The 25,242-nt window shown below is 69.7% G+C and carries 24 protein-coding genes and 1 pseudogene; 16 read left to right on the top strand and 9 right to left on the bottom strand.

Annotated elements, in window-relative coordinates; all coding sequences use genetic code 11:
• Positions 1-26: 26 nt before the first annotated feature.
• Entirely contained in the window at positions 27-872 is an 846-nt protein-coding gene (locus tag ACFYXF_RS46770) for a PaaX family transcriptional regulator C-terminal domain-containing protein (RefSeq protein ID WP_389359523.1), read from the bottom strand.
• A gap of 55 nt (positions 873-927) precedes the next feature.
• Complete coding sequence (locus ACFYXF_RS46765) at positions 928-1,746, bottom strand: SDR family NAD(P)-dependent oxidoreductase (protein ID WP_389359521.1); 819 nt, start codon at positions 1,744-1,746, stop codon at positions 928-930.
• A 104-nt stretch (positions 1,747-1,850) separates the two neighbouring features.
• Between ACFYXF_RS46765 and ACFYXF_RS46760 the strand changes: the two genes are divergently transcribed.
• Positions 1,851-3,497 carry an AMP-binding protein gene (locus ACFYXF_RS46760; RefSeq protein WP_389359519.1) on the top strand — a complete coding sequence of 549 codons (1,647 nt, stop codon included), beginning with the start codon at positions 1,851-1,853 and terminating at the stop codon, positions 3,495-3,497.
• A 367-nt stretch (positions 3,498-3,864) separates the two neighbouring features.
• On the opposite strand, the gene ACFYXF_RS46755 is transcribed toward ACFYXF_RS46760, so the two are convergent.
• On the bottom strand, positions 3,865-4,419 hold the full coding sequence (locus tag ACFYXF_RS46755; RefSeq protein ID WP_389359517.1) for a TetR/AcrR family transcriptional regulator: 555 nt from the start codon (positions 4,417-4,419) through the stop codon (positions 3,865-3,867).
• Positions 4,420-4,538: 119 nt separating this feature from the next.
• On the opposite strand from ACFYXF_RS46755, the gene ACFYXF_RS46750 reads away from it, so the two are divergent.
• The 3 genes and pseudogenes from ACFYXF_RS46750 to ACFYXF_RS46740 form a co-directional block, all read left to right on the top strand.
• A complete protein-coding gene (locus ACFYXF_RS46750; RefSeq protein WP_389359515.1) occupies positions 4,539-5,648 on the top strand; it encodes a LuxR C-terminal-related transcriptional regulator in 1,110 nt (369 codons plus the stop codon).
• A gap of 51 nt (positions 5,649-5,699) precedes the next feature.
• Positions 5,700-6,482: an enoyl-CoA hydratase/isomerase family protein gene (locus ACFYXF_RS46745; protein ID WP_389359513.1), complete on the top strand. Its 783-nt coding sequence runs from the start codon at positions 5,700-5,702 to the stop codon at positions 6,480-6,482.
• A gap of 1 nt (position 6,483) precedes the next feature.
• Positions 6,484-6,699 (top strand): annotated as a pseudogene (locus tag ACFYXF_RS46740) (DUF4158 domain-containing protein); the annotation flags it as partial.
• 15 nt (positions 6,700-6,714) lie between these two features.
• Here ACFYXF_RS46740 and ACFYXF_RS46735 read toward each other — a convergent pair.
• From ACFYXF_RS46735 to ACFYXF_RS46725, 3 genes are all read right to left on the bottom strand, one after another.
• Entirely contained in the window at positions 6,715-8,955 is a 2,241-nt protein-coding gene (locus tag ACFYXF_RS46735; RefSeq protein ID WP_389359511.1) for a molybdopterin-dependent oxidoreductase, read from the bottom strand.
• Between the two features lie 96 nt (positions 8,956-9,051).
• Positions 9,052-9,723 carry an enoyl-CoA hydratase-related protein gene (locus ACFYXF_RS46730; protein ID WP_389359509.1) on the bottom strand — a complete coding sequence of 224 codons (672 nt, stop codon included), beginning with the start codon at positions 9,721-9,723 and terminating at the stop codon, positions 9,052-9,054.
• Positions 9,724-9,767: 44 nt separating this feature from the next.
• Positions 9,768-10,346: a TetR/AcrR family transcriptional regulator gene (locus ACFYXF_RS46725; protein ID WP_389359507.1), complete on the bottom strand. Its 579-nt coding sequence runs from the start codon at positions 10,344-10,346 to the stop codon at positions 9,768-9,770.
• A gap of 334 nt (positions 10,347-10,680) precedes the next feature.
• On the opposite strand from ACFYXF_RS46725, the gene ACFYXF_RS46720 reads away from it, so the two are divergent.
• Both ACFYXF_RS46720 and ACFYXF_RS46715 read left to right on the top strand, forming a co-directional pair.
• Positions 10,681-11,856, top strand: coding sequence for an acyl-CoA dehydrogenase family protein (locus ACFYXF_RS46720; RefSeq protein ID WP_389359505.1), 1,176 nt, complete (start codon positions 10,681-10,683; stop codon positions 11,854-11,856).
• Position 11,857: 1 nt separating this feature from the next.
• Positions 11,858-13,768, top strand: a complete 1,911-nt coding sequence (locus ACFYXF_RS46715; RefSeq protein ID WP_389359503.1) for an AMP-binding protein — start codon at positions 11,858-11,860, stop codon at positions 13,766-13,768.
• Positions 13,769-13,786: 18 nt separating this feature from the next.
• Here the strand turns inward: ACFYXF_RS46715 and ACFYXF_RS46710 are convergent, their stop codons facing one another.
• The gene (locus tag ACFYXF_RS46710) at positions 13,787-14,563 is read right to left on the bottom strand and encodes a FadR/GntR family transcriptional regulator (protein ID WP_389359500.1); all 777 of its coding nucleotides are present in this window, start codon (positions 14,561-14,563) and stop codon (positions 13,787-13,789) included.
• A 110-nt stretch (positions 14,564-14,673) separates the two neighbouring features.
• Here ACFYXF_RS46710 and ACFYXF_RS46705 point away from each other — a divergent pair, with 110 nt between their 5' ends.
• Genes ACFYXF_RS46705 through ACFYXF_RS46660 form a run of 10 tightly spaced genes read left to right on the top strand, consistent with a single transcriptional unit; the run spans position 14,674 to position 23,240 of the window.
• Positions 14,674-15,702, top strand: coding sequence for an acyl-CoA dehydrogenase family protein (locus ACFYXF_RS46705; RefSeq protein WP_389359498.1), 1,029 nt, complete (start codon positions 14,674-14,676; stop codon positions 15,700-15,702).
• Between the two features lie 58 nt (positions 15,703-15,760).
• On the top strand, positions 15,761-16,927 hold the full coding sequence (locus ACFYXF_RS46700; protein ID WP_389359496.1) for an acyl-CoA dehydrogenase family protein: 1,167 nt from the start codon (positions 15,761-15,763) through the stop codon (positions 16,925-16,927).
• Positions 16,927-17,667 carry an SDR family NAD(P)-dependent oxidoreductase gene (locus tag ACFYXF_RS46695; RefSeq protein WP_389359494.1) on the top strand — a complete coding sequence of 247 codons (741 nt, stop codon included), beginning with the start codon at positions 16,927-16,929 and terminating at the stop codon, positions 17,665-17,667. Before ACFYXF_RS46700 ends, ACFYXF_RS46695 begins: the two co-directional genes overlap by 1 nt.
• A complete protein-coding gene (locus tag ACFYXF_RS46690; protein ID WP_389359492.1) occupies positions 17,667-18,842 on the top strand; it encodes a thiolase family protein in 1,176 nt (391 codons plus the stop codon). Before ACFYXF_RS46695 ends, ACFYXF_RS46690 begins: the two co-directional genes overlap by 1 nt.
• The gene (locus tag ACFYXF_RS46685; protein ID WP_389359490.1) at positions 18,839-20,056 is read left to right on the top strand and encodes an acetyl-CoA hydrolase/transferase family protein; all 1,218 of its coding nucleotides are present in this window, start codon (positions 18,839-18,841) and stop codon (positions 20,054-20,056) included. The genes ACFYXF_RS46690 and ACFYXF_RS46685 overlap by 4 nt, the downstream gene beginning before the upstream one ends.
• The gene (locus ACFYXF_RS46680; RefSeq protein ID WP_389359488.1) at positions 20,053-20,973 is read left to right on the top strand and encodes a hydroxymethylglutaryl-CoA lyase; all 921 of its coding nucleotides are present in this window, start codon (positions 20,053-20,055) and stop codon (positions 20,971-20,973) included. The genes ACFYXF_RS46685 and ACFYXF_RS46680 overlap by 4 nt, the downstream gene beginning before the upstream one ends.
• Positions 20,974-20,986: 13 nt before the next feature.
• On the top strand, positions 20,987-21,745 hold the full coding sequence (locus ACFYXF_RS46675; RefSeq protein WP_389359486.1) for an SDR family NAD(P)-dependent oxidoreductase: 759 nt from the start codon (positions 20,987-20,989) through the stop codon (positions 21,743-21,745).
• Between the two features lie 6 nt (positions 21,746-21,751).
• On the top strand, positions 21,752-21,925 hold the full coding sequence (locus ACFYXF_RS46670) for a hypothetical protein (protein ID WP_389359484.1): 174 nt from the start codon (positions 21,752-21,754) through the stop codon (positions 21,923-21,925).
• Positions 21,922-22,476: a hypothetical protein gene (locus ACFYXF_RS46665; protein WP_389359482.1), complete on the top strand. Its 555-nt coding sequence runs from the start codon at positions 21,922-21,924 to the stop codon at positions 22,474-22,476. The genes ACFYXF_RS46670 and ACFYXF_RS46665 overlap by 4 nt, the downstream gene beginning before the upstream one ends.
• Entirely contained in the window at positions 22,473-23,240 is a 768-nt protein-coding gene (locus ACFYXF_RS46660) for an enoyl-CoA hydratase/isomerase family protein (RefSeq protein WP_389359480.1), read from the top strand. The genes ACFYXF_RS46665 and ACFYXF_RS46660 overlap by 4 nt, the downstream gene beginning before the upstream one ends.
• Positions 23,241-23,533: 293 nt before the next feature.
• On the opposite strand, the gene ACFYXF_RS46655 is transcribed toward ACFYXF_RS46660, so the two are convergent.
• Both ACFYXF_RS46655 and ACFYXF_RS46650 read right to left on the bottom strand, forming a co-directional pair.
• The gene (locus ACFYXF_RS46655) at positions 23,534-23,671 is read right to left on the bottom strand and encodes a hypothetical protein (protein WP_389359478.1); all 138 of its coding nucleotides are present in this window, start codon (positions 23,669-23,671) and stop codon (positions 23,534-23,536) included.
• A gap of 405 nt (positions 23,672-24,076) precedes the next feature.
• Positions 24,077-25,213, bottom strand: a complete 1,137-nt coding sequence (locus ACFYXF_RS46650) for an acyl-CoA dehydrogenase family protein (RefSeq protein ID WP_389359476.1) — start codon at positions 25,211-25,213, stop codon at positions 24,077-24,079.
• Positions 25,214-25,242 lie beyond the last annotated feature (29 nt).

The raw sequence follows: 25,242 nt of genomic DNA, 5'->3' as shown, positions 1-25,242 counted from the left end.
AGGTGATCGTCGCGAAGGGGCGGGGTTCAGACGGCGTTCAGTTCGCCGAAGCGGCGCCGCACGATCGGCGTCCACTCCGCTCGGAACGCTTCGATCCGCCGGGCGACACGCCTGCCGACCCAGTCGGGCAGGAGCGCCTCCGGCAGCTGCGGATCCACCCGCGGGAACTCCTGCCACTCGCTGACCAGCCGGATGTGGGTGAACAGGATTTCGTCGGCGCCGACTGGGCGCAGGTCGTTCATGGCCGCCCAGACTTCGTCGTACCGGGACCGCAGTCCGTCGAGGTCCCACCCCCGCGCCACGATCTCCTCGCGGGGGAGCCCGACCGGATCGACGTTGCCGGTGAAGGCGACGGTGTGCTGTCGGAGGTCCAGTTCGTCGAGGAGACGGCCGACCTCGCCGGCCCGTTCGACGTGCGGTGTCAGCCACAGCCCGGGCACGGGGTTCCCGAAACCGGCCCAGGTGAGCCCGGCGTACAGCGGGCGCCGGGCACCGCGCAGCGACTGCGGCACGCTGGTCCACAACGCCAGCCAGGTACCGTCCCAGTTGCTGAACGGGTCGCTCAACGAGTAGACGCGGCCGGAACCCGTCTCGAAGATGTGGATCAGCTTGTCGCCCAACGTCCACCGGACTTCGCGGCCGTGGCGCTCCGGAACGATCCACTCGGAGGCGGACGCCCGGGCGATCGCCTGCCGGGCGGTCTGCTCCTCGAAGCCCAGTCCCTTGAGGATGTGCACCAGCGTCGCGGTCCACACGGGCTTTCCGGTGGGCCACACCAGCTCACCGAGGACCGTCATCAGCAACGACCGCGCGCTTCCGTGCGTCAACGCCGCATCGGGCGACGGTGTCTTGAGGTCCCCTGGAGTCAACATGAACAAGACTCTACAGATTCTGCAACCAGATCCGCAGTCATGTATGTCGAACCGGTCACGCGGCAGAGATGCCGCCGTTCACGCTGATGGCCTGGCCGGTGAGCTTGGCGGATCCGGGGCCGCCCAGGAAGACGATCAGCGAGGCGAGGTCCGCAGGCTCGGCGACACCCAGGTGCGCCTGGCTCGCGGCCTTCTCGAACAGCTTCTTGCTGAATCCGTCGCGCAGGACGTTGTCGGCGGTCGGCGTACCCGAGATCAGGGACGGCGTCACGACGTTGACGCGCACCCCGTCGCGCTTGGCCTCGATGGCGGCAACCCGCGAGAACATCACGATGGCCGCCATCGCGGCGCCGAGCACCGCCTCGCCCGGGGTGGCCACTTTCGCAGCGTCGGACGCGATGTTCACGATGCTGCCCCCGCCCTGCTCTCGCATGAGCGGCAGCACCGCGCGGGTCATGTGCATGGGCGGCAGCGCCTGTCGGGTCAGGATCCCTTCGACGTCGGCCTGCGGGGTCCGGTGCAGCAGTTCCGGCCGGTAGGTCGCGGTTGTCGAGTTCACGAGCACGTCGATGCCCGCCAGGGCGCGGTGGGCCTCGGCCACGGACGCGTTCACCTGCTCGAAGTCCTCGGCATCGGTGGGGATGAACACGACCTCGGCCGCAGGGTGCCGGTCCAGGACGCGTTCGCGGGCGAGCTTGCCGCGTTCGACGTTCCGGGCGAGGAGAGCGATGCGCCGCACTCCGGCGTCCGCGAAGGCGAGCGCGGTGGCGAGACCCACGCCCGAGGTCCCGCCGGCGATGACCACGGCCGACTCCGGATAGTCGCGGACGAGGGGCATGGAGACCTCCGGATTGCCGACGGAAACTGCGATCACTTCACTAAGTCTGTCATATTAGTTTGGGTCTGACCATTTATTTGGTCGGACCTGCGAGGTACGCTCCGGTGGCCCGGATCACATCACGTACAAGGGAGTAGGCGATGGTCGGCATGCCGGTTCTCAAAACGTCCTATTGGCCGGCTGAGCCGGGCGAGGTGCACGACGTCACGGTGTGCGGCACCCTGCGTCACGCTGCGGCGACGGTGCCGGACCGGCTGGCGCTGGTCGACTGCGTGACTGACCCCGCCGAGCGAAGGACGTGGACCTACGCGGAGTTCCTCACTGACGCCGAGGGCGTCGCGCGGGCGCTGCTCGGGCGTTTCTCGCGTGGTGACCGGATCGCCGTCTGGGCGCCGAACAGTGCGGTTTGGGTCGTACTGCAGCAGGGTGTCGCACTGGCGGGCATGGTGCTGGTGGCGCTCAATCCGGCGTACCGGGCCAAGGAGTTGGGCTTCGTGCTCCGGCAGTCCGGCGCCGTCGGCCTGTTCTGCCCCGCCGGGCACCGAGGTTTCGACATGCGCGGCATGCTCGACGACATCTGCGGTCAGACGCCGGAGCTCCGGGACATCGTGACTTTCGACGAGTGGGACACGTTCATCGCGAGCGGCGATCCGTCGCGCGAACTCCCGTCGGTGCATCCGGAAGACATGCTCCAGATCCAGTACACCTCGGGGACCACGGGGTTCCCCAAGGGGGCCATGTTGCATCACAAAGGACTTGTGAACGCGGCCCGGTACGTGGCGGAGCGTGCGGGGATGGCCGACGGTGGCGTGTACGTCAACGCGATGCCGATGTACCACATCGGCGGCGGTGCGGTGACCTCCTTCGGGGCCTGGGCCAAGCGCGGCACCTTCGTTATCCTGCCCGGTTTCGATCCCGGCCTGCTGCTGGAGGCGTTCGAGACCTACCGCGGCACGCACACGCTGGTCGTGCCGACCATGCTGATCGCGTTGCTGGACCACCCCGACCTCGCCACACGCGATCTGAGCAGCCTGCAGACGATCCTGAGCGGCGCGGCGGCCGTTCCCTCGGCACTCGTGCGCAGGACGCAGACGGTGCTCGCCTGCCAGTTCAGCATTCTCTTCGGGCAGACGGAGGCGCACGGCGTCATCAGTCAGACCCGGGTCACGGATTCCCCGGAGGATCAGGCGGACACAGTGGGGCAGCCGCTGCCGCAACTCGAAGTCAAGATCGCGAACCCGGTGACGGGTGAACCGGTGGGGCTGCACGAGAGGGGCGAGATCTGCTGCCGCGGCTACCAGAACATGCTCGGGTACTACGGCATGGCGGCCGAAACCGAGGAGGCCGTCGACCCGGACGGCTGGCTGCACATGGGTGACATCGGCACCATGGACGAGCGGGGTTTCATCAGGATCCGCGGCCGGATCAAGGACATGATCATCCGGGGCGGTATGAACATCTACCCCGCCGAGATCGAGGGCACGCTCCAGGAGCATCCGGCGATCGAGTACGCCGCCGTGATCGCGGTCCCAGACGAGAAGTGGGGTGAGCAGATCGGTGCGGTGCTCCAGCTCCGTGCCGGGTTCGACCGTCCGTCGGTGGAGGAGCTGACCGAATTCCTGCGGTCCCAGCTCGCTCCGCACAAGACGCCGGTCTTCTGGTCGTTCGTCGACCGGATGCCTGCCACGCCCAGCGGCAAGATCCAGAAGTTCGTCCTCCGCCAAGAGGCCGAGAAGGGATCGCTCACCTTCGACGTCGTCCGGCCGACTAATGCGACCAGCAGCTAGTGCGATCCCCTGTTGGACCCCGTTCGAGGGAAGTCGACACGGCAGCAGCTTCCCGCGCCGCTGCCGACCCGTGCGGCCTCACATCTGATGGCGGATTGGAACAGATGCTGATGGGCGCCTACGCCCCGGACCGGCACGACGCGGGCAGCCTGCGCCTGTGGGTCTGCGCGGGCTCGCCGATCCCGGGCTCTGCCGTCGGCCGCGGGTGGGCAGTTCGCCGCCAGCCGGTCCTGCCCGTACGGCGTTCGGAGAACTTCCTCACCACCATGTGCACGCTCGACGACGCGCGACCGGTCAGTGAACGGCGACCGGTCCGGCACGCAAGCACGTACTGTCGACGGCATCCGGCACAAGCCGGCCTGACCGGTCAGTCCGAGGCCAATGTGGACAGTCCGGTCGCGGCGTACCCGGTGATGAGGTCGGCCAGTGATGGCGTGCTTGCCAGTGCGGTGGGCCAGTAGGCGACCGAGAAGATGACCCCGAGACAGGCCTGCGTGCCGGCGGCGACATCGGCGGCGCTCGCCCGCGGGAAACGGCGGGCCACCACGGCCTCCCAGCGGGCGACGTACTGGCGGCGACGACGGTCGAACTGGCGCTTCCACGGTTCGACGAGTGACCGGTCCTCGCGCTGGTAGACGTTCACCAGGTGCCGGTGGGAGAGGGTGAAGCCGACGTGGTGACGGATCAGCCGGTCCAGGTCCTCGGTCGGGTCCTCGTGCACCGGCGCGGTGGCGCTGAGGAGCTCGTCGAGCGCCTCGTTGAACAGCGAGGCGAGGATCTCGTCCTTGCCGGAGAAGTGCCGGTAGAGCGCCGGGCCGCTCAGCCCTGCCCGCTTGCCGAGCTCGTCGACCCCGACCCCGTGGAAACCCTTCTCGAAGAAGACGGCAGCGGCCGTATCCAAGATCTTGCGGTCCCTGTCCACCCGCCGAACCTAACACAAGCCTGTGAACGATCGTTATCGCCGGGCTACCATCGACATGATTCCCGATAGCGACGAAAGGGGCACAACGACGTGCGCGCACACCTGCCAGGCCTGCGGCCGTGACCGCCGACGGCCGAATGTCCAAGCTGCTCACGAGGGTGCGGAAGGCCCTGGAGCTGGCCGGGACGCCGGCGGCCGGGGTGGGCGACCCGGAGTCCGCCGAGGTCGCCCTGGCCGTCGCCGCAGGGGAGCTCGGCGAGCGGCTGGCGGCAGGAACGACGGATCCAGGCCAGGCCGGCGCGTTGCTCGCGAAGGTCTACGCCCTGCGTCACGAGCTGAGCGAGCTCCGCGAAGGCGAACAGGCGCAGCGGCGGGCGGCGCTCGATGCGAGCCTGGTCCGGCTCGGCGCGGCGATCGACTCCGACGAACTGCTGGACTGCGCGTGCGAGGCGGTCGTCGAGGGCTGCGGCTTCGGCCGGGTGATGCTCTCGCGGGTCGACGGCTCGCTGTGGCGGCCGTGGAAGTCCTATGCGGCCGGTGATCGGGAGGCGGACCGGCCGTTCCGCGAGTGGATCACCGCGATCCCGGAGATCCGGCTCGACAACATGCTGCTGGAGACCGAGATGGTCCGCAAACGGCAGCCGGCGCTGGTCACCGACCCGGCGCACGACCCGCGGGTGTACCGGCCGCTGCTGCGGGCGTCGGCCCTCACCTCGTACGTCGCCGCACCGCTGCTGCCGACCGGCCGGGTCATCGGGTTCCTCCACGCCGACCACGTCGACGCCCCGGTGACCGCCTTCGACCGAGATCTCCTGTGGGCCTTCGCGCTCGGCTTCGGCCGGCTCTTCGAGCGCGCTGTGCTCCTGACGCGGCTGCGGGAGCAACGCGAGCAGGTGCGGGTCGCGATGCGCACGGTCGAAGCCGTCCTGGACGAACTGGCGTCCGCCGAGATCGAGTTGACCCGGCACGCCGCCGTCGCCGAACTGCGGCCGGCCCGGACACGGCCGCGCTCGTCAGCGGCACTCGAGGGGCTGCTCACCGCACGCGAGCACGAGGTTCTCGCGCTCATGGCGACCGGGGCTACCAACAACCGCATCGCCGACGAACTCGTCATCACCAGCGGCACCGTCAAGTCCCACGTCAAGCGCATCCTCCGCAAGCTGGGCGCGGAGAACCGGGCCGAGGCGATCTCGCAGTACTTCCGCCTGACCATGGCCGGTCCCTCTTGAGTGCCCCTCCACCTTAAGGTCTAATGGTACGACCTTAACGAGGAGGTTGGTGTGCCGGAACTGGTGCGCTACCGGATCGACGAACAGGGCGCCGCCTGGGTGACCCTCGACGACCCCGAGACCCGCAACGCGCTGAGCGACGAACTCCTGGACGAGCTGCTGGCCGCGCTGGAGACCGCGCGGGCCGACGACGACGTGCGGGTCGTCGTGCTCGAATCGTCGCACGAGCGGATCTTCTCCTCGGGTGGCAACCTGAAGGCGTTCGCCGACGACCGGCCGCCGATCGTCAAGTACGCCGGGCTCGACCGCTTCCCGCGGCTGTTCAAGCTGATCGCCGCGCTCGGTAAGCCGGTGCTCTGCGCGGCGGGCGGCGACGTGCTTGCCGGGGCGTTCGGCCTCGCGCTCGCCTGCGATCTGGTGGTGGCCAAGGAATCCGCGCGGTTCGGCTGCCCGGAGATCAACGTCGGGGCCTTCCCGTTCATGATCTCCGCTCTCATCTATCGCAACGTCGGCCGGATGAAAGCGAACGAGCTGATGATGCTGGGGGACACTGTCTCCGCCGCCGAGGCCGCCGACCTCGGGGTCGTCAACAAGGTCGTGCCGGACGCGGAGTTCGATGAAACCGTGCGGGCATGGGCTCACCGTGTGGCCGGGAAGTCGCCGTTGCTGATGAAGCTGGGCAAAGACGCACTCGAAGCCACCCGGGACCTCGACCTCGGCAAGGCGCTCGACGTCCTCCAGGCGCAGCTGGCGCTCGCGTTCACCACCGAAGACCTGGTCGAGGGGGTACAGGCCTTTCGGGAGAAGCGTGACCCGGTGTGGCGACGCCGTTGACGCGCGGTATCTCGGGGTGTTCCTGGACGACCCGACCGATGTGCCGGGCGAGGTCGTCGACTGCCTCGCCGGGCAACTCGGCATCGAGTACGCCTCCGTGTCGAAGGCGTACGGAGAGCGGGAGAACACCCTTCCGGACCATGTGCGTGAGCTGCGGCGGGTGCTGGAGTACACGGACGGGTCGTTCTCGTCGCGTCGTGCTGTTGCCGCGTTGTGAGCGGCGGGATGTTCGTCAGGCGGGGAGGGGCTGGATGCGGGCGGGGACGTGTTTGTGCCAGGGGGTGCCGGCGATGGGGTCGCGCCAGGTGAGGTCGGTGAGGGTGTTCAGGGCGACGCCGGTGCGCCGGGTTCCGCCGTCGTCGGTGGGCAGGTCGAGGCCGAAGCCGTTGGGCAGGGCCGCGTGCCCTGCTTGCAGGCGGTCGTCGATCTCGACGATCGCCTGGGCGGTGCCGCGTGCGGTGGTGATCTGTGCGAGGGCGCCGTCGGACAGGCCGAGCTGTTCGGCGTCGTGAGGGCTGATGCGCAGGGCGCCCTCCTGGTCGCGCTTGCGCCAGTTGTCGTCGCGGAAGATGGTGTTCGCGGTGAAGGCCCGGCGCTGGCCGGCGGCCAGGACGATGGGGAAGTCGTCGGTGGTGTGGACGGCGGGGGTGCTTTCCAGGCCGGCGAGGAGGCCGAGGAGTTCGGGGATGGGCAGCGGGATGCGGTGGCCGGGGTGGGACACGTAGTTCCAGGCGTCGTCGTACTCGTCCTCGGTGAACGTGATGCCGGAGCGGCCGTTCAGCATGGCGTCGAACAGGGCGTCGGCGCTGCGGTGTCCGGCCCGGCGCATGGCGGCGGGGTACTCCTTGGCGATGCGCTGCGCCAGCCCCCACAGCACGGCTGCGGAACGGGCCCCGCCGGGAAGGGTGGGGCCGAGAGTCTCGTACAGCAGGTAAGGGGCCATGGCGAGGGTGCTCTTGTCGACGGCGGCAAGGGCGGCGAAGGCGAGCTTGTACGGGGTACGGCCCAGGCGGGCCGCGGCGCGCAGCAGTGTCAGCCTGCTGCTTGGTACGGCGTTCAGTTCGCGGACGAGGCGGGCGTAGATCTCGGGTTCGGGCAGGGTGCCGGGCAGCGGGTCGAGGACCGGGGCGCGCAGGTGGAAGGTGTTGTGGGGGAATTCGAAGGTGAAGAAAGTGGCTTCCCACTTCTCGAACTGGGAGGCGGCCGGCAGCACGTAGTCGGCCTGACGGCCGGTCTCGGTCAGGGCGATGTCGATGACGACGACCAGGTCGAGGGCGGCAAGCGCCTTGGCAAAGGCGGCGGAGTCGGCCAGGGAGTGCGCCGGGTTGGACGACTCGATGATCATCGCCCGGAACCGGTCGGGATGGTCGGTGAGGATCTCTTCGGCGATGACGTTGCAGGGCACCAGGCCGCCGGGCATCCGTGCGCCGGTGACGGGGGTGCGGTGCGGGCTTGTCGAGTAGCGGGCCAGCGGGGCGATCCACGAGTGCGGCTGCATGGCGCCGGGCTTGGCAAAGTTCCCCGTCACCAGCCAGGTCAGCTTGTTGAGGTAGGACACCAGCGTGCTGTTGGGACCCTGCTGCACGCCCAGGTCCTCGTACGTCGCGACGCTGGAGGCGGTGCCGATCCTGCGGGCCGTCTGGCGCAGCAGGTCCTCGTCCACGCCGCAGGTATGCGCGCAGTGGGCAACGTCCACCGTCCTGAGCTGCTCGACCACCGTATCGGCGCCGGTGGTGCGGGCGGTGAGGAAGGCGTGGTCGAGGAGGTCTTCCTGGACCAGGACGCCGAGGAGGCCGGCCAGGCACCAGGCGTCGGTGCCGGGCCGTACTTGGAGGTGGATGTCGGCGAGGTCGGCGGTCTCCGTACGGACCGGGTCGATGACGATCATGGTGCGGGCGGGGTCCTTGGCGAAGTCCTTGAGCACGGTGCGGGCGCGCGGGACGCCGTGGGACTGCCAGGGGTTCTTGCCCAGGAAGAGGGAGACTTCGGCGTTCTGGAAGTCTCCGGTGGTGTGTGAGCCGGTGAGGTGGGCGTCGACGAAGCCCTCACCGGTCTTCTCCTGGGCGAGGGGGTTGGAGCGGTAGCGGGCACCGAGGGCGCGCATCAGGGCGCCGCTGTATGCGCCGCCAAGGTGGTTGCCCTGTCCGCCGCCCCCGTAGAAGAAGATCGATTTGCCGCCGTGGGTGTCGCGCACGCCCGTCAGCCGGGCGGCGATCTCGCGGATGGCGGTGTCCCAGTCGATCGGGGTGAAGGTGCCGTCCGCCTCCCGACGCAGGGGCGTCGTCAGCCGGGCTCCGCCGTTTTGGTAGTGGTCCAGACGCAGGGCCTTGTTGCAGGTGTAGCCGACGGTGGCGACGTGCTCCTTGTCGCCGCGGATCTTGGCGAAGCGGCGGCCGTCGGTCTGGATCTGGATGCCGCAGTTGTTCTCGCACAGGATGCACGCGCTCTTGTGCCAGGCGGTGTCGGCTGTCATCGGCCCTGTCTCCTCATGCGGTGGGCGGCTGGGGCAGGCCGCGTCCCAGGGCGAAAGCGCTTGGGGCGCGGGGTGGGGCTGTCGGTGTGGTGCTGGTCAGCCGAGGGGGTTGGTGGTGTCGCGCAGGGTGGCCAGGGCCGGGGCGTACATGCGGGACTTGATGGTGCCGAGCGTGTCGCCGGCCTTGTTCACCTGTGCCTGGGCGATCTCGATGGCGGTGGAGCGCACGGCGTCCTCGGTGACCGACTGGTCGACGATGTCGGCCGCCGCGGCGTCGGAGCCGCCGTAGCGGCGGGCGGTGACCATGGCCTCATGGGCGGTCTGCGGGGCCAGCCGGGACTGGATGAGGGCAGCCATACCGGGGGTGAAGGGGATGTTGATGTCCGCTTCGGGCAGGCACCAGTAGCCACGGTCGGCGCGCATCACACGGAAGTCGTGGGCGAGGGAGAACATCGCGCCGGCGGCGAAGGTGTGCCCCTGCAGCGCGGCCACCGTGATGACCGGCAGCGACAGCATCCGCGCGAACAGCTCATGAACGGAGACGACGTAGTCGTGGTACTCGTCGGCGTGGGCGAACAGCCAGTCCAGGTCGAGGCCGTTGGAGTAGAACTTGCCGGTGGCGGCGGTGACCAGGGCACAGGGGCCTTCGGCCTTCTCCACCTCGTCGAGCGCGGCGCTGACAGCGGTGAGCCAGTCGGGGTGGAAACGGTTCTCTCCGTCTCCGAGGTCGAGGACGAAGACGTTGTCCTGACGGTCGAGTGAGGGCATGGCGATTCCTTCGAGCTGAGTTGACGGGGTGCAGTGGCTGCGGGTTACGGCCGGGGCCCGGGTTCGGCACCGGGGCGGTCGCGCAGGGCGTACAGAAGCAGGTCGTGGATCTCGGCGGCGGCTGCCTCGATCGGGGCGGTGCTCTGCTCTGCCCGGCACATGATCACCGCGCCTTCGACTGCGGCGATGATGAAGGCGCCCAGCCGACGGCTGCGTTCCTCGGTCAGGCCGTGCCGGACGAACAGGGCCGCGAGGGCCTCCTGCCAGCGGGCGAAGACCGCGGCGGCGGAGCGGGCAAGCTGGGGTGCGTCGTCGTTGGTCTCCACGGCCACCGCCACAATCGGGCAGCCGGCCCGAAAACCGCTCTCCGCGAGCCCGTCGCGCCACAGCACGAAGAACGCGTCGATGGCCTCCACCGGATCCTCGGCCTGCAGTGCGGCGTCGATCAGACCCGCGATGAAGTCCCCCGCCAGCGCCACCGCCTCGTCGATGAGCTGCGTCCGCCCGCCGGGAAAGTGGTGGTACACCGAACCACGAGGGGCCCCGCTGTGGGCGAGCACCCGGTCGACGCTGGTCGCGCTCGCCCCGTACTCACGCAGCAGGACGGCGGCACTGAGGATCATCCGGTCACGACTGTCACTCCTGCGCGGACTCACCCGCCCACCACCCTTCCGACGACGATGCGGCCCACCAGCGAGCTACCTGTCGGTAACTTATGGGGTATGGCATAGAACATGCAAGAGGGGGCCACGGTGGACATTCACCCAGAACCGACGGACGCCACCCGACCGAGGCGCGAGCGCCGACTGTCACGGCAACCCTGAGCGCACACAGCTCACCAATGGTCGGTTCGGCCCAGCTTCTCGACGAAGCCGCACTGGTCGCGAAGTCCGGTGTCACAGGCACTGCCTTTTTGGTCTGACCTATATTAATGTCGGACCCTAAGGATACGAAGGGATGCTGATGGATCTCGCGGACTCACCGGAGGAGGCCCGGTTCCGGGCCGAGATCAGGGAGTGGCTCGCGGGCGCGCTGCCCAGCCTGCCCTGGCCGGAGCCACCGGACCTCGAAGGAAAGCTGCCGTTCTGGCGGCAATGGCAGAGCCTGCTTTTCGACGCCGGATATGCGGGGCTGTCGTGGCCGAAGGAATACGGCGGCCAGGGCGTCGACGAGAAGCTGCGCGCGATCTTCACCGAAGAGACCGACCGCGCGGGCGCTCCGGAGCGGCTCAACATCATCGGGGAGGACTTCGCAGGCCCGACGATCGCGGGCTTCGGCACCGAGGCGCAGAAGGAGCGGTTCCTGCGTCCGATCCTCACCGGCGCAGAGATCTGGTGCCAGCTGTTCTCCGAGCCCGAAGCCGGGTCGGATCTCGCGTCCCTGCGCGCGAAGGCCACGAAGGTCGACGGCGGGTGGAAGATCCAGGGGCAGAAGATCTGGACGAGCCGCGCCCAGCTCGCCGCCCACGCGATCCTGCTGGCCCGCACCGGCGGCGGCCCGCGCCACAAGGGCATCACGTATTTCCTGCTCCCGATGGACAGCCCCGGCGTCACGGTCCGGCCGCTCGCCCACATGCTCGGCGAGGCCGAGTTCAACGAGGTTTTCCTGGACGACGTGTTCGTGCCGGACGACCTCGTGGTGGGAGAGGTGGACGGCGGCTGGCGCGTCGCGATGGGCACCCTCGGCTACGAGCGAGTCGCCATCGCGACCGGCCGCGTCAACACCAAACGCGCGGTCGACGACATCATCGCCGACATCGCCGGCCGGACCGGCCCGGACGGCCGTCCACTCGGCACGGACCCGACGATCCGCCGACGCGTCGCGGACCTGTACGGACGCGCGCTCACCCACTACCTGATCGGCCAGCGGGTCGTCACGCAGGCCGGCGAGGGCGGGCCGCCGGGACCGGTGACGTCGATCGGGAAGCTGTACTTCTGCCCACTGGTCGAGGACCTGGCCGACTTCCGGCTGTCGCTCGACCCGCTGGGCGGCCAGCTCGGCCTCGACGAAGAACCGGACGCGCGGTGGCTGCGGCTGGCCTACCAGGCCCGCGGCACGGCGATCGCCGGCGGTTCGACCTTCATCCAGCGCAACATCGTCGCCGAGCGGATGCTCGGCCTGCCGAGGAGCTGACGTGTACATCTGGACGCCGACCGAGGACTACGTCGAGCACGCCAACGTCACCCGGCTCGCGCGGGCGCACGGCCTGGGCTCGATCGCCGAGCTGCGCAAGGCGTCGGTGGCTGACATCGGCTGGTACTGGGACGCGGTCGTGAAGGATCTGGGACTGCCGTTCAGCAAGCCGTACGACCGGGTTGTGGACCTCTCGCGAGGGATCGAGTACCCGGACTGGTTCGTCGGTGGCGAGCTGAACATCGCCGAAGCCTGCCTGGACCGCTGGGTGGCCTCTTGCCCCGATCGGATCGCCGTGGTGCACGAGACGGAGGACGGCACCGTCCGGTCACTGACCTTCGGTGAACTCGGCGCGGAAGTCGCGCGCGTGGCAGCGGGCTTGAGAGCTCTCGGTATCGGTCGCGGCGACGCCGTCGGGTTGTTCCTGCCGATGATCCCGGAAGCCGTCGTCGCCTGCTACGCCGTGGCACGGCTCGGTGCGGTGCTCGTTCCGCTGTTCTCCGGCTTCGCGCCCGGCGCCGTCGCCGCCAGACTGCAGGACGCCGACGCGAAGGCGGTGATCGTCGCCGACGGGACCGTGCGACGGCGCCGCGAGGTCGCGATGAAACCGTTGCTGGACCAGGCCCTGCCGTCGTGCCCGTCCGTGCGGCACGTGGTCGTCGTCGGCAATCTGGGCCCGACGTCGGCGCAGGATGTCGGGTGGACCGACCTGCCCGCCGGAGAGCCGGTCGCCCCGGAACCGATGGCGGCCACGGACACGCTGCTGCTCGCCTACACCTCCGGGACCACCGGGCGGCCCAAGGGCGCGGTGCACACCCACGCGGGCTTCCTCGTGAAGACGGCCAGCGAGGTGGCGTACTCCTTCGACATCGGCGCGGACGGCGTCTTCTGCTGGGTGACGGACATGGGCTGGATCATGGGTCCGCTGTCCATTTTCGGCACGCATGCCAACGGCGCGGCCCTCCTGCTGTACGAGGGTTCCCCGGACGTGCCGGGGCTCGACCGGTTGTGGCGCCTGGCGGAGCGGCACCGGGTGACGATGCTCGGGGTGTCGCCGACATTGATCCGGACGCTGCGCACGAGTGAGCGGTTCGCGCCCGGGGACTACGACCTGTCCGCGGTGCACGTCCTCGGCTCGACCGGTGAGCCGTGGGACCCGGACTCGTACGAGTGGCTGGCGAAGGACGTCTTCGGCGGCCGGGTTCCGATCATCAACTTCTCCGGTGGCACCGAGGTCGGCGGGTCGTTCCTCGCGCCGTACCCGGTCGAGCGGATCCGCAGTTGTTCGCTCGGCGGGCCTTCGCTGGGCATGGACGTCGATGTCGTCGACGATGCCGGGCGCCCAGTGCGCGGCGAAGTCGGCGAGCTGGTGTGCCGTCAGCCGTGGCCGGCGATGACGCGTGGGATCTGGAAGGACGACGAGCGCTACCGCGAGGCGTACTGGTCGACGTTCCCCGGGATGTGGCGCCACGGCGACCACGCCCTGGTCGACGCCGACGGCCAGTGGTTCCTCCGTGGCCGCTCCGACGACGTCATGAACATCGCGGGCAAACGCCTGGCCCCGGCCGAGATCGAGGCGGTGCTGACGGCGCACCCGTCGGTCGCCGAGGCTGCCGCGGTCGGCGTCCCGGATCCCAAGAAGGGCGAAACCGTGTGGGCGTTCTGGGTACCGCGCGCGGGCGCCGACGAAGACGTCTCCGCGGAGCTGCGGGACCTGGTCGCGGCCGAGGTGGGCAAGCCGTTCGCGCCGAGTGTCGTCCGCCGGGTGGCGCGACTGCCCAGGACGCGGTCGGCGAAGATCCTGCGCCGTGCGGTGCGGGCGGCAGCGCTCGGCCAGGATCTAGGAGACCTCTCCGGCGCGGAGAACCCCGAGGCGCTCGACGACATCCGCGCGGCGGTGGCCGACGCGTGACGCCCTTTGAGAGTCCTCTTACGAGTCTTCGACGACGATGTCGGTGCGCTTGTCCACCTGCAGCACGGCCTCGGCATACGCGTGGACGTGACGGCTCATGCGGCGCACGGCCGCGTCGGGGTCCTGGGCGCGGATCGCGTCGGTGATCGAGCGATGGGCGCGGGCCGTGGTACGGCGCACCTCCGCGTCGATGAACTCCTCGTTCTCGGTCGCCGCGTAGATCGCGCGGGACAGTGCCGTCATCATGCCGGTCAGCAGTTCGTTGTGACTCGCCGTCGCCACGCCGACGTGCCAGTCCACGTTGGCCTGGAGGAACTGCGCCAGCGTGCCCTCGGTGTCGGCGATCGCCTTGTTCGCCGCCTCCAGCCGGGTCAGGTCACCGTCCGTACGGTTGCGGGCCGCGAGACGGGCGCAGAAGGGTTCGATCGCTTCGCGGGTCTCCAGCAGGTCGGCCAGCCGGATCTGCTGACCGCGGATGAGCAGGCTGACCGACGAGGCCACCGAATCCTTGCCCGGGCGCTGCACGAAGGCGCCGCCTGCCCGGCCGGTCTTGATCCGCACCAGGCCCTGGACCTCGAGGATGCGCAGCGCCTCGCGCACCGTCGTGCGGCTCATCTGGGTCTGGGTGACCAGCTCGCGTTCCGGCGGCAGCACGGTGCCCTCCGCGAACTCGCCGGTGAGGATGCGCTCGCGAAGTTCGTTCGCGAGCACGTCGGAGGCCTTCGGCACGTCCATCGGAGCGAGCCGGACCGACGATCGAACAGCCTTCGGCTCCTGCGCGCGAGCGCCGGTCATGTGGTTCTCCCAACAGACAGTCTAATGGTCTGACCTAAGCTACCATTTTCGCGATACCGTGCGCGATGCACTGAAGCAGTATTCGGCACCGGACTCCGGGAGGCGTCGGCATGCGTTGGACCCTGACCGAGGATCAGGAACTGTTCCAGGAAGCCTTCAGGGGCTGGCTGGAGCGATTCGCTGCGGCGGACCAGGTGCGGGGCTGGCTGGAGGCCGGCGATCCCACGCCGTTCGAACGCCGCTTCGTCGAAGAGGGCTGGTTCGCCGTCGGTACGGCCGAGGAGAACGGAGGCCAGGGTGGCGGTCTGGTCGAACTTGCCCTGGCCGCCGAAGAGCTCGGCCGCTCGGCGGCGCCGTCGGCCGCGTGGCTCGCTTCGGTCCTGGCGGCCCCGTTCCTTTCCGAAGTGCCGGATCTGGCGGCCACTTCCCTGGAGGGCGGCGAATTCACTGTGCTTGCCGTGAGCGCCGACCACCCACTGGACGCCGGGGGCCCAGAGGGGGCGACCGTGCCGTACGTGCTGGCCGGCGACCGGGCCCAGCGGTTTCTCGTGCTCGACGGTGACCGCGTTCTGCTGGCCGACGCCACCTGCGTGCCCCGCAAGCTGCTGGACCGCAGTCGTTCGGTCGCCGACGTCACACCGGAGTCCACGACGACCGTCCTTCTCGAACACGGCGCTCGGAACCTGCTGCGACGGGCGGCGTTGCGGGCCGCGGTGCTCGTCGCGGCCGACAGTCTCGGCGCTGCGGAACGGATGCTCGACCTCGCCGTCGAGTACAGCAAGCAGCGGCATCAATTCGGGGCTGCAATCGGCTCGTTCCAGGCCGTCAAACACGCGGCCGCGACCATGCTGGTGGAGGTCGAAGCGGCGCGCTCGCTCGTCTACTACGCGGCCGCGTCGGTCGAGGCGGGGCACGAGGACGCCGCTCTGCACGCGGCCGCCGCCAAGGCGCAGGTCGGCGCGGCAGCAGAGCGGATAGCCGACAGCGCACTCACCGTCCACGGCGCGATCGGCTACACCTGGGAGCACGATCTGCAGCTCTTCTACAAGCGCGCCAAGCTGAACAACCGCCTGTTCGGCGGCCCCGACGTCTGGAACGAGCGCCTCGCCGCCTTGCTCCCGCTGGTTCCTGCGGCCTAGTTTTTTGGTCAGTCCTTTTGTATGGTTGGTCCATACAGGGAATGGCGGGAGACCTGCTGTGGACTTTGAGCTGACCGAGGACCAAACCACGATCCGCGCGGCCGTGGCCGAGCTGGCGGGCAAGTTCGACGACGACTACTGGCTCGCCAAGGACGAAGCGCACGAGTTCCCGACCGAGTTCTACGACGCGTTCGCACGGGGCGGCTGGCTCGGGATCACGACACCGGAGGAGTACGGCGGTCACGGCTTCGGCATCACCGAAGCGGCACTGTTGCTGGAAGAGGTCTCCGCGTCGGGCGGCGGGATGAACGCCGCGAGCTCGATGCACCTGTCGATCTTCGGCATGCACCCGGTGATCGTGCACGGCTCGGAGGAGCTGAAGCGCCGGACGCTGCCGAGGATCGTGACAGGCGACCTGCACGTCTGCTTCGGCGTCACGGAACCCGGCGCCGGCCTGGACACCACGCGGATCACGACGTTCGCCCGCCGTGACGGCGACCACTACGTCGTCAACGGCCGCAAGGTCTGGATCTCCAAGGCCATGGAGTCCGAGAAGATCCTACTGCTGACCCGGACCACGAAACTCGAGGACGTCAAGAAGAAGACCGACGGTCTGACGCTGTTCCTCACCGACCTCGACCGCGTGCACGTCGACATCCGGCCGATCCGCAAGATGGGCCGCAACGCCGTGACGTCGAACGAGCTGTTCATCGACGACCTGCGCGTGCCCGTGGAGGACCGCGTCGGCGAGGAGGGCGAAGGCTTCAGGTACATCCTCGACGGCCTCAACCCCGAACGGATGCTCGTCGCCGCCGAAGCCCTCGGCCTCGGCCGGGTCGCGCTGAAGCGGGCCGTCCGCTACGGCAACGAACGCGAGGTGTTCGGCCGGCCGATCGGGATGAACCAGGGCCTGCAGTTCCCGCTGGCGGACTCGCTCGCCCGGCTCGACGCCGCGGAACTGGCACTGCGCAAGGCGACCTGGCTCTACGACAACGGCAAACCGTGCGGCCGGGAGGCGAACACCGCCAAGTACCTCTGCGCCGACGCCGGGTTCCAGGCCGCCGACCGTGCCCTGCAGACCCACGGCGGCATGGGCTACTCGGAGGAGTACCACGTCGCACGGTATTTCCGCGAGGCCCGGCTGCTCAAGATCGCCCCGCTGAGCCAGGAGATGGTCCTCAACTACCTCGGCTCGCACGTCCTCGGCCTCCCCAGGAGTTACTGATGTTCCGACTCGACGGCCGCGCCGCCCTGGTCACCGGGGCCGGCGGCGGGATCGGCGCGGCGGTCGCGAAAGCGTTCGCCGACGCCGGCGCGAAGGTCCTCGTCACCGACATCGACGAGCAGGCGGCCAAGACGACCGCCGAAGCCATCGGCGCGCGGGCGGAGTACCGCGTGCTCGACGTCCGCGACGCCAAGGCCGCGGCGGAAGCGGCGCGCCAGGCGGCCACCCTCGCCGGCGGCGTGCTGCACGTGCTCGTCAACAACGCGGGCGCGATCGCCCCGGCGATGTTCCCCGACCTCACCGAAGAGGCGTTCCGCCGGATCCTCGACATCCACGTCGTCGGCAGTTTTGTCTGCAGCAAGGCCGTCCTGCCGTACCTGCCGGACGACGGGACGGGCCGGGTCATCAACGTCACCTCGGCCGCAGGCCTGACCGGCACGATCGGCCAGGCCAACTACGGTGCCGCGAAGGCCGGGATCATCGGCTTGACCAAGTCGCTCGCCAGGGAACTGGCCCGCCGGAAGGTGACCGTGAACGCGCTCGCCCCGCTGGCGGCGACCGCGATGACCGAGAACATCCGCGGCAGCGAGAAGCTCGCGGCGAAGACGCTCGCCCGAATCCCGCTCGGCCGCTGGGCGGAGCCCGACGAGATCGCCGGCAGCTTCGTGTTCTTCGCCTCGGACGCTGCCGGGTACATCACCGGCCAGGTGCTGCCCGTCGACGGCGGGACGGTGATCTGATGCGCCACGGACGCGAAGTGCTGATCGCCGAGGCGGTGCGGACGCCGATCGGAAAGTCCCACTCGGAACGCGGCTGGTACCGCGACACGCACCCGAACGCGATCCTGGCGGCCTGCTACACCGAACTGCTGGCCCGGGGCGGGATCGCGCCGGATGTCGTCGAGGACCTCGTGATCGGCTGCACGGCGCCGTTCGGCGAGCAGTCGCGCAACATCGGCCGCAACGCCTGGCTGCAGGCCGGGTACCCGCCCGAGGTCCCGGCCGTGACACTCGACCGGCGCTGCGGCTCGGCCCAGACCGCGATAGAGATGGCGGCAGGGCTCGTCGGCACAGGCACCCACGACGTCGTCATCGCGGGAGGCGTCGAGCACATGGGCCACGTGCCCATCGATTCGCCGGTGAAGCTCCAGGAACTGTACGGCGACCCGTGGCCGACGCAGCTGCGCGAGCAGTACTCCTTCGTGCACCAGGGCGAAAGCGCCGAGCTGATCGCGGACCGCTGGGACATCGGCCGGTCCGAGATGGACGAATTCGCCGCCCGGTCCCACCGGTTGGCAGCCGAAGCCCTGGAAGCGGGCCGCTTCGACGCGGAGATGATCCCGCTGGAACTGGTGGGAGAGACCCGCCGCGGCGACCAGAGCGTCCGCCCCGGCACCACCGTCGAGACCCTCGTCGGACTGAAACCCGCGTTCCGCAAGGAGAACGGCCGGATCACCGCGGGCAGCTCCTCTCCGATCTCGGACGGGGCTGCCGCGGTTCTGCTCGCATCCCGCGTAGCCGCAGAGGAACACGGACTTCGTGTGCGAGCCCGGATCGTCGACCAGCTCACCGTCGGTGTGGATCCGGTCATCATGCTGACCGGGCCGATCCCGGCGACCCGCAAGCTGCTGCACCGCAACGGGATGACCGTCGGGGACATCGACCTCTTCGAGGTCAACGAAGCGTTCAGTTCCGTGGTCCTGGCCTGGGAGCGCGAACTCAAGCCGGACATGGACCGCGTCAACGTCAACGGCGGCGCCATCGCGCTCGGCCACCCCGTAGGTGCGACCGGCGCCCGGCTGATGGCGACCGTACTCGCGGAGCTGGAACGCCGGGACGCCGAGTTCGGCCTTGTCACCATGTGCTGCGGCGGCGGGCTGGGTACCGCGACGTTGATCCAGCGGCTGGTCCCATGATCGACCTCAGCCCGTTCGTCCGGCCCGGTTCGGGCATCTGGTGGAGCCAGGCGAGCGCTGAGCCGACGCCGCTCGTACACGCGCTGCTCGACCAGGCGGACGCTCTTGGCCCGGTGCGCGCGTTCTCCGGGCTCAGCTGGGACGATCGCCTGGCGCGGCACCTGCCGGAGAGCGTCACGCTGTCGTCCTACGGCGCCCTCGGCGAACTGCGACTCCTGAGCCGGGCAGGACGGCTCGACATCGTGCCGTGCCACTACTCGGCGCTGCCACGCCTGTTCGCCGAAGGTGTCCTGCCCTCCGACGTCGGATTCGTGCAGGTGTCGCCCCCGGACGCCGACGGCACCTGCTCGCTCGGCGTGGGCGTCGACTACATTGCCGACGCCCTCGCCCACACCCCGGTGCTGATCGCCGAGGTCAACCGGCGCATGCCGACGACCACCGGGACAGCGCGGATCCCGCTGAGCCGGTTCGCCGCCATCGTCGAGACCGACCGGCCCTTGGCCCAGGCGCCGGTCCGCGCGGCCGACGACGTCGAGCTGGCCATCGCGCGGCACGTGGCCGAACTGGTCGAGGACGGCGGCACCCTGCAACTGGGCGTCGGTTCACTGCCGACGGCCGTACTCGACGCGCTGGCCGGGCATCGGGATCTCGGGTTCCACGCCGGGATGATCTCCGACGGCGTGCTCCGGCTCGTCGAAAAGGGCGTCCTCACCGGTGCCCGCAAGGAGATCGACCGCGGCGTGATCGTCACCGGTGCCGCACTCGGCAGCACCGAGCTGTACGAGCGGCTACCCGAGCTGCCGGTCGAGTTCCGGCCCGCGAGCTACACCCACGCCCCGCATGTCCTGTCCCGGCTGCGCACGCTCGTCTCGGTGAATTCGGCGATCGAGGTCGACCTGACGGGGCAGGTGGGCGCCGAGTCGCGCCGGGGTGTTCACATCGGAGCAGTCGGCGGACAGGTCGACTTCTCCCGGGCGGCAGCCCTGACCGGTGCGCGCTCGGTCATCACCGTGCGGGCCCGCTCGGGCGAGCACTCCACGATCGTCCCGCGGCTGCACGGGCCGGTCACCACCGGCCGGTCCGACGTGGACCACGTGGTCACCGAGTACGGCGTCGCGCACCTGCGCGGCTGCGACCTGACCGAACGGACACGGCGGCTGGCCGCGATCGCGGCGCCCGAGTTCCGCGAAGATCTGCTGGAAGGAGCGAAATGAGCCGGCGACCGGACCGCGTGCACGTCCGTGAGGTCGGGCCCCGCGACGGGTTCCAGAACGAGCCCGAGCGCATCCCGACCGACGAGAAGGTGCGGCTGATCAACGCGTTGAGCCGAACCGGTCTCCAGCGCATCGAGGTGGCGAGTTTCGTGCGCGCGGACGTCATCCCGCAGCTGTCCGACGGCGCCGAGGTGCTCGACCGGATCGACACCCCGGAAGACGTCCGGCTGATGGTGCTCGTCCCGAACAGCAAGGGCCTCGACAACGCGCTGAAGGCCCGCGAGAAGTTCCACGAGGCCACCATCTTCGTCAGCGCGTCGGAGACCCACAACAAGAAGAACGTCAACCGCGCGATCACCGAGACCATGGCGGACAACGACGTCATGGCCCGCCGGATCACCGAAGCCGGGCTCGGCTGCGCCGCGGTCGTCGCGACGTCGTTCGGCTGCCCTTACGAGGGCAAGGTGCCCCTGGACAGGGTTCTCGACCTGGCCGAGCGCTTCGCCGAGGCCGGTGCGACGGAGATCGGCTTCGGCGACACGACCGGGATGGCCAACCCCGCGTACGTCTCGGAATTCTTCACCGCCGCCCTGGAGCGGCTACCGGGCGTCGAGGTCACCGCGCACTTCCACAACACCCGCGGGCAGGGTCTGGCCAACGCCTTCGCCGCGCTCGAAGCAGGGTGCACGAGCTTCGAGGCGAGCTTCGGAGAGCTGGGCGGCTGCCCGGTCCCGCCCGGGTCCACCGGCAACATCGCCACCGAGGACCTGGTGAGCATGTTCCACGAGATGGGCGTCGCCACCGGGATCTCCCTGCCCGCCCTCATCGACGCGGCACGTGACGTCCAGGACTTCCTCGGTCGCAAGCTGACCAGCCATTCGATCGTCGCCGGCCCCGTCGAGTGGGCTCACGCGTAGAAACGGAGTGAACATGAGCAACCGCGTCGCCCTCGTCACCGGTGGTGCGCAGGGCATCGGGCAGGGCATCGCACTGGCCCTCGGCGAACACGGGCACCGCGTCGCCATCGCCGACCTCAACGTCGAGGCCGCGCAGGCGACCGCCGAGCAGATCGCCGCGGCCGGTGGCAGTGCGCTTGCCGTGCAGGCCGACATCACCAGCACCGTGTCCGTGCAGGCCGCGGTGAAGACCGTGACCGGTGAGCTGGGCCCGGTCGAGATCGTCGTCAACAACGCCGGCTGGGACGACTTCATGAAGTTCGTCGACACCGACGAGGACTTCTGGGACCGCATCCTCGACATCAACTTCAAGGGCGCGCTCCGGGTGATCCGGACCGTCGTCCCGGGCATGATCGAAGGCGGCTTCGGCCGGGTGATCAACATCGGCTCCGACGCCGGGCGCGTCGGCTCGTCGCTGGAAGCCGTCTACTCGGGCGCCAAGGGCGGCATCATCGCCTTCACCAAGACCCTCGCCCGCGAAGTCGCCACCAAGGGCGTCACCGCCAACACCGTCTGCCCCGGCCCGACCGACACGCCGGCGCTGCGCAAGTTCGCCGACAGCTCCGGCCAGGACGCCGACAAGGTGCTCGGCGGCATGGTCCGCGCCGTCCCGATGAAGCGCCTGGCCCAGCCGGAAGACATCGCCGCTGCCGTCGCGTTCTTCGCCTCCGACGCGGCCGGGTACATCACGGGACAGACCCTGTCGGTCAGCGGTGGATTGACCATGGCATGACGGTGTGTGGGCTGGAAGCAGGTCGGCGACCACACGGACATCCGGCTGGAGCACAGCGGCGACGGGATCGCCAAAATCGCCGTCTGCCGCCCGGAGGTGTACAACGCGTTCCTCCGCAGACGTTGGTCGAGATCTCTGACGCGCGGGCGGCCGCCCGCGCGGACAGGTCTGTCGGCGTGATCATCCTGACCGGTGCAGGTGAGCCGGCGTTCTGCTCGGGCGGCGACCAGCGTGTCTGCGGCGACACCGGATATGTGTCGGAACCCGGCCGACCGGGACGGTTCCACGTCACCGACCTGCACGTCCAGATCCCGGTGGCTGCCCAAGCCCGTGGATCTCCTGGTCACCGGCCACGAGGTGGGCGGGGAACAGGTGCCGCAGCTGGTGTGCGACCTGGCGATCGCCGCCGACACCGGCCGCTTCGCCCGGACCGGCCCCCGCGTCGGCTCGGTCAAGGGCGGGTTCTGCGCCGGGCTCTTCACTCAGCTTGCTGGGGCGCGCAAGGCCTGCTGGAGCTGTCGCCGTTCGCGCTGCGGCTGCTTAAAGCCAGCTTTCACACCGCCGAGGACGGGCTCGCCGGGATCCAGCAAGTCGCCCACGACGCGAACCGGCTCTTTTACGGCTCGGAAGAGGCCGAGGAGGACTGTGAGGTTTCAAGGAGAAACGTGCCCCCGACTTCGCGCGGTTCCCGCGCCGTCCCTGAACCAGTCCAGTGTGGAGGAAGACAATGACCGACGACGCCGTCAGCGCCCGTGAAGCCGGGCCCGGCATCCACGTACTCACCCTGGCCCGGCCCCCGGCGAACGCGCTGGGTCTGCCGATCATCGACGGGCTGAACGCGGCCCTAGACGCCGCCGGGGACGCCAAGGTCGTCGTGCTCGCCTCCGAAGTGCCGGGCTTCTTCGCGGCTGGTGCCGACATCAAGCACATGTCCGGTGTGGACGCCGCGGCGTTCATGGCCTACGGCGACCGACTGCGTGGCGTGCTCGACCGGTTGGCCTCGCCCGAGCGCGTCACCATCGCCGCGGTCGATGGACTCGCCCTGGGCGGCGGGCTGGAGCTGGCCATGGCCTGCACGCTGCGTGTGGCCGGCGCCGACGCCCGGTTCGGCCTGCCCGAGGTGAAGCTGGGCCTCATCCCCGGCGCGGGAGGCACCCAACGGCTGCCGCGCCTGGTCGGCCGCGGCCGGGCGCTGGACATCATGCTGACCGGGCGGCAGGTACCCGCGGCCGAGGCTCACGCGATCGGCCTGGCCGACCGGCTCACCGACGCGGGCAAGGCCGAGGCGGCCGCGCTGGAGCTGGCCGAAAAGCTCGTCACACTGTCGCGACCCGCCTTGGTCGCGGTGATCCGCACCGTCGACGCGGCCTTCGACCTGCCGCTGGAGCAGGGCTTCCGTTACGAGGTCGAGCAGGAACAGGAACTCTTCGAAGCCGGCGAAGCCCAGGAAGGTCTCACGGCGTTCCTGGAGAAGCGCCCGCCGAAGTTCGCCTGAACAAGAGTCGTGTACGTACGGACTGATGGCGGAAGTAGCGACGCTCAACCGGCCGGACCGGTACAACGTATGACGGTCACGATGTTCGCCGAACTCGAGGAGCTGGCCTTGCCCCCGGCGATCCGCCCGATCGTGCTGACCGGCGCCGGGAAGGCGTGCTTGCGTGGGCTACGACCTCGACGACGCCGACGGGCCGGCCGGCCTCACCGCACTGCGCATGCTCGACCGCCAGGAACGCGCCGCCCGCGGTCTCTCCGCGCTGCGCGCCCTGCGCGTCCCGCTGATCGCCGCCCTCAACGGCGCTGTTGCGGGCGATGGGCTGCTGTCCCGGACGAGCGGCCCCACCCCACCACCAGGGACATCGTCATCAAGTGCACCTCGGCCGTGGCCATCGCCAAGAGCACCACGAGCGTGGCCCGGACCACGCCCACGTCGTCAGCGTAGACAACACCACGCCCGACAAACCCTGGGAGATCCACCTCGTACCGGCTGCGTCGGTGGTGCACCCAACCCGGCGGTCGATGCGGTGAAGTTGGACGCAGCGTTGTGCAGCACGCCGGTGAGCGGGCTGTGGCACTCCCAGGCCTCCGCCATCGCCGCGTCCACATTGATCCGCCCTGCAGACGTCGACCGCCTGGACGTGTGCTCCTGCTTCTGCTGCCGCTTCAGCCAGCACCGCCCCGCGCCGTCTGCCCCGCAGGTGAACCTAGGCGCCAGTGGCGTCCAGGTGTCGCGTGACGCCGCGGCCGAGTCCGGTGCCGCTACCGGTGATGAGGATCCGCCGGCCGGACAGCACGTCCGGGGCGAAGATCGCCTTCATCTGCCGCCCTTCACGGTCAGAGCCCGAAGCTCTTGCCGATGATCTCGCGCTGGATCTCATTGGCTCCGCCGTAGATCGGCGGGGCCAACGCCTTCCGCACCTGGCTTTCCATGCCGTACTCGCGTGCGTACCCCGCGCCGCCCATCAGCTGCATGGCTTCGAGTGTGGCGAGCTTGGCGACCTCGGTGCACTTGAGCTTCGCCATCGCCCCTTCGCGGGCCAGCAGAGCCTCCTCACCGGCGTCGATGCGTTCAGCGACCTCGTAGACGAACGCGCGGCTGCAGGCGATCTCCGTCGCGAGGTCCGCGATCCGGTGCCGGACGGCCTGGAAGCTGCCGATCGTGCGGCCGAACTGCTCCCGCTGCCTGACGTAGGCGACGACGTCGTCGAGCGCCCGCTCGGCCGCGCCCAGCGACATGGCAGCGATGATCAGTCGCTCGACGCTCAGCCCACGCATGAGGTGCCGCCACGCCTGGCCGACCTCGCCGACGACGTTCGCTGCCGGCACGCGGACGTCGGTGAAGTACAGGTCATTGACGGTGTGCGCCGCCATGGTCTCGATCGGGCGCACCTGCACGCCCGCCGCGTCCAGGGGCACCACCAGCAGGGTCAGACCGTCGTGCTTCTTGGCGCCGGTGGCAGTGCGGGTGAGCACCAGGACGTGGTCGGCCAGGTGTGCCGCTGTGGTCCAGGTCTTCTGGCCGGTCAGGACGTAGTGGCCGCCGTCGGCGACCGCCTTCAGCCGTGCCGAGCCCAGATCGGAGCCCGCGCCCGGTTCGGACAGCGCGATCGCTTCGATCCGGCCCTGGCACAGCCCGCCGACGACCTCCTTCTTCTGTTCCTCGGTGGCGTGGCGCAGGTAGGTCTGCGCGGCGGTCAGGCCGGTGCCGTAGGCGTGGATCGGGGCGAGGCCTCGGGCCGTCTCCTCGAGGAAGAGGCACTCCTCGACCATTCCGGCGCCCGCCCCGCCGTATGCCTCGGGCACGGACACGCCGAGCCAGCCGTGCCCGGCCAGCCGTTCCAGGAGCTTCCGGCTGGTGTCCAGCTTGCCGCCGTCGGTGAGTTCGTCTCGCTGGGCGGGCGTCCCGCACTCCCGGGCGCAGAACTCGCGCACTGCGGTGGCGAAAGCCTGCTGCTCATCGGTGAAACGCATTTCGCCTCCATGAACGATCGTTCGCGCGG

The sequence above is a fragment of the Streptomyces sp. NPDC002680 genome (assembly GCF_042889145.1).
Taxonomy (GTDB): Bacteria; Actinomycetota; Actinomycetes; order Streptomycetales; family Streptomycetaceae; genus Streptomyces; species Streptomyces adonidis.
The sequence above is the reverse complement of the archived record's forward strand: the minus strand, read 5'-3'. Positions and strand labels throughout refer to the sequence as shown.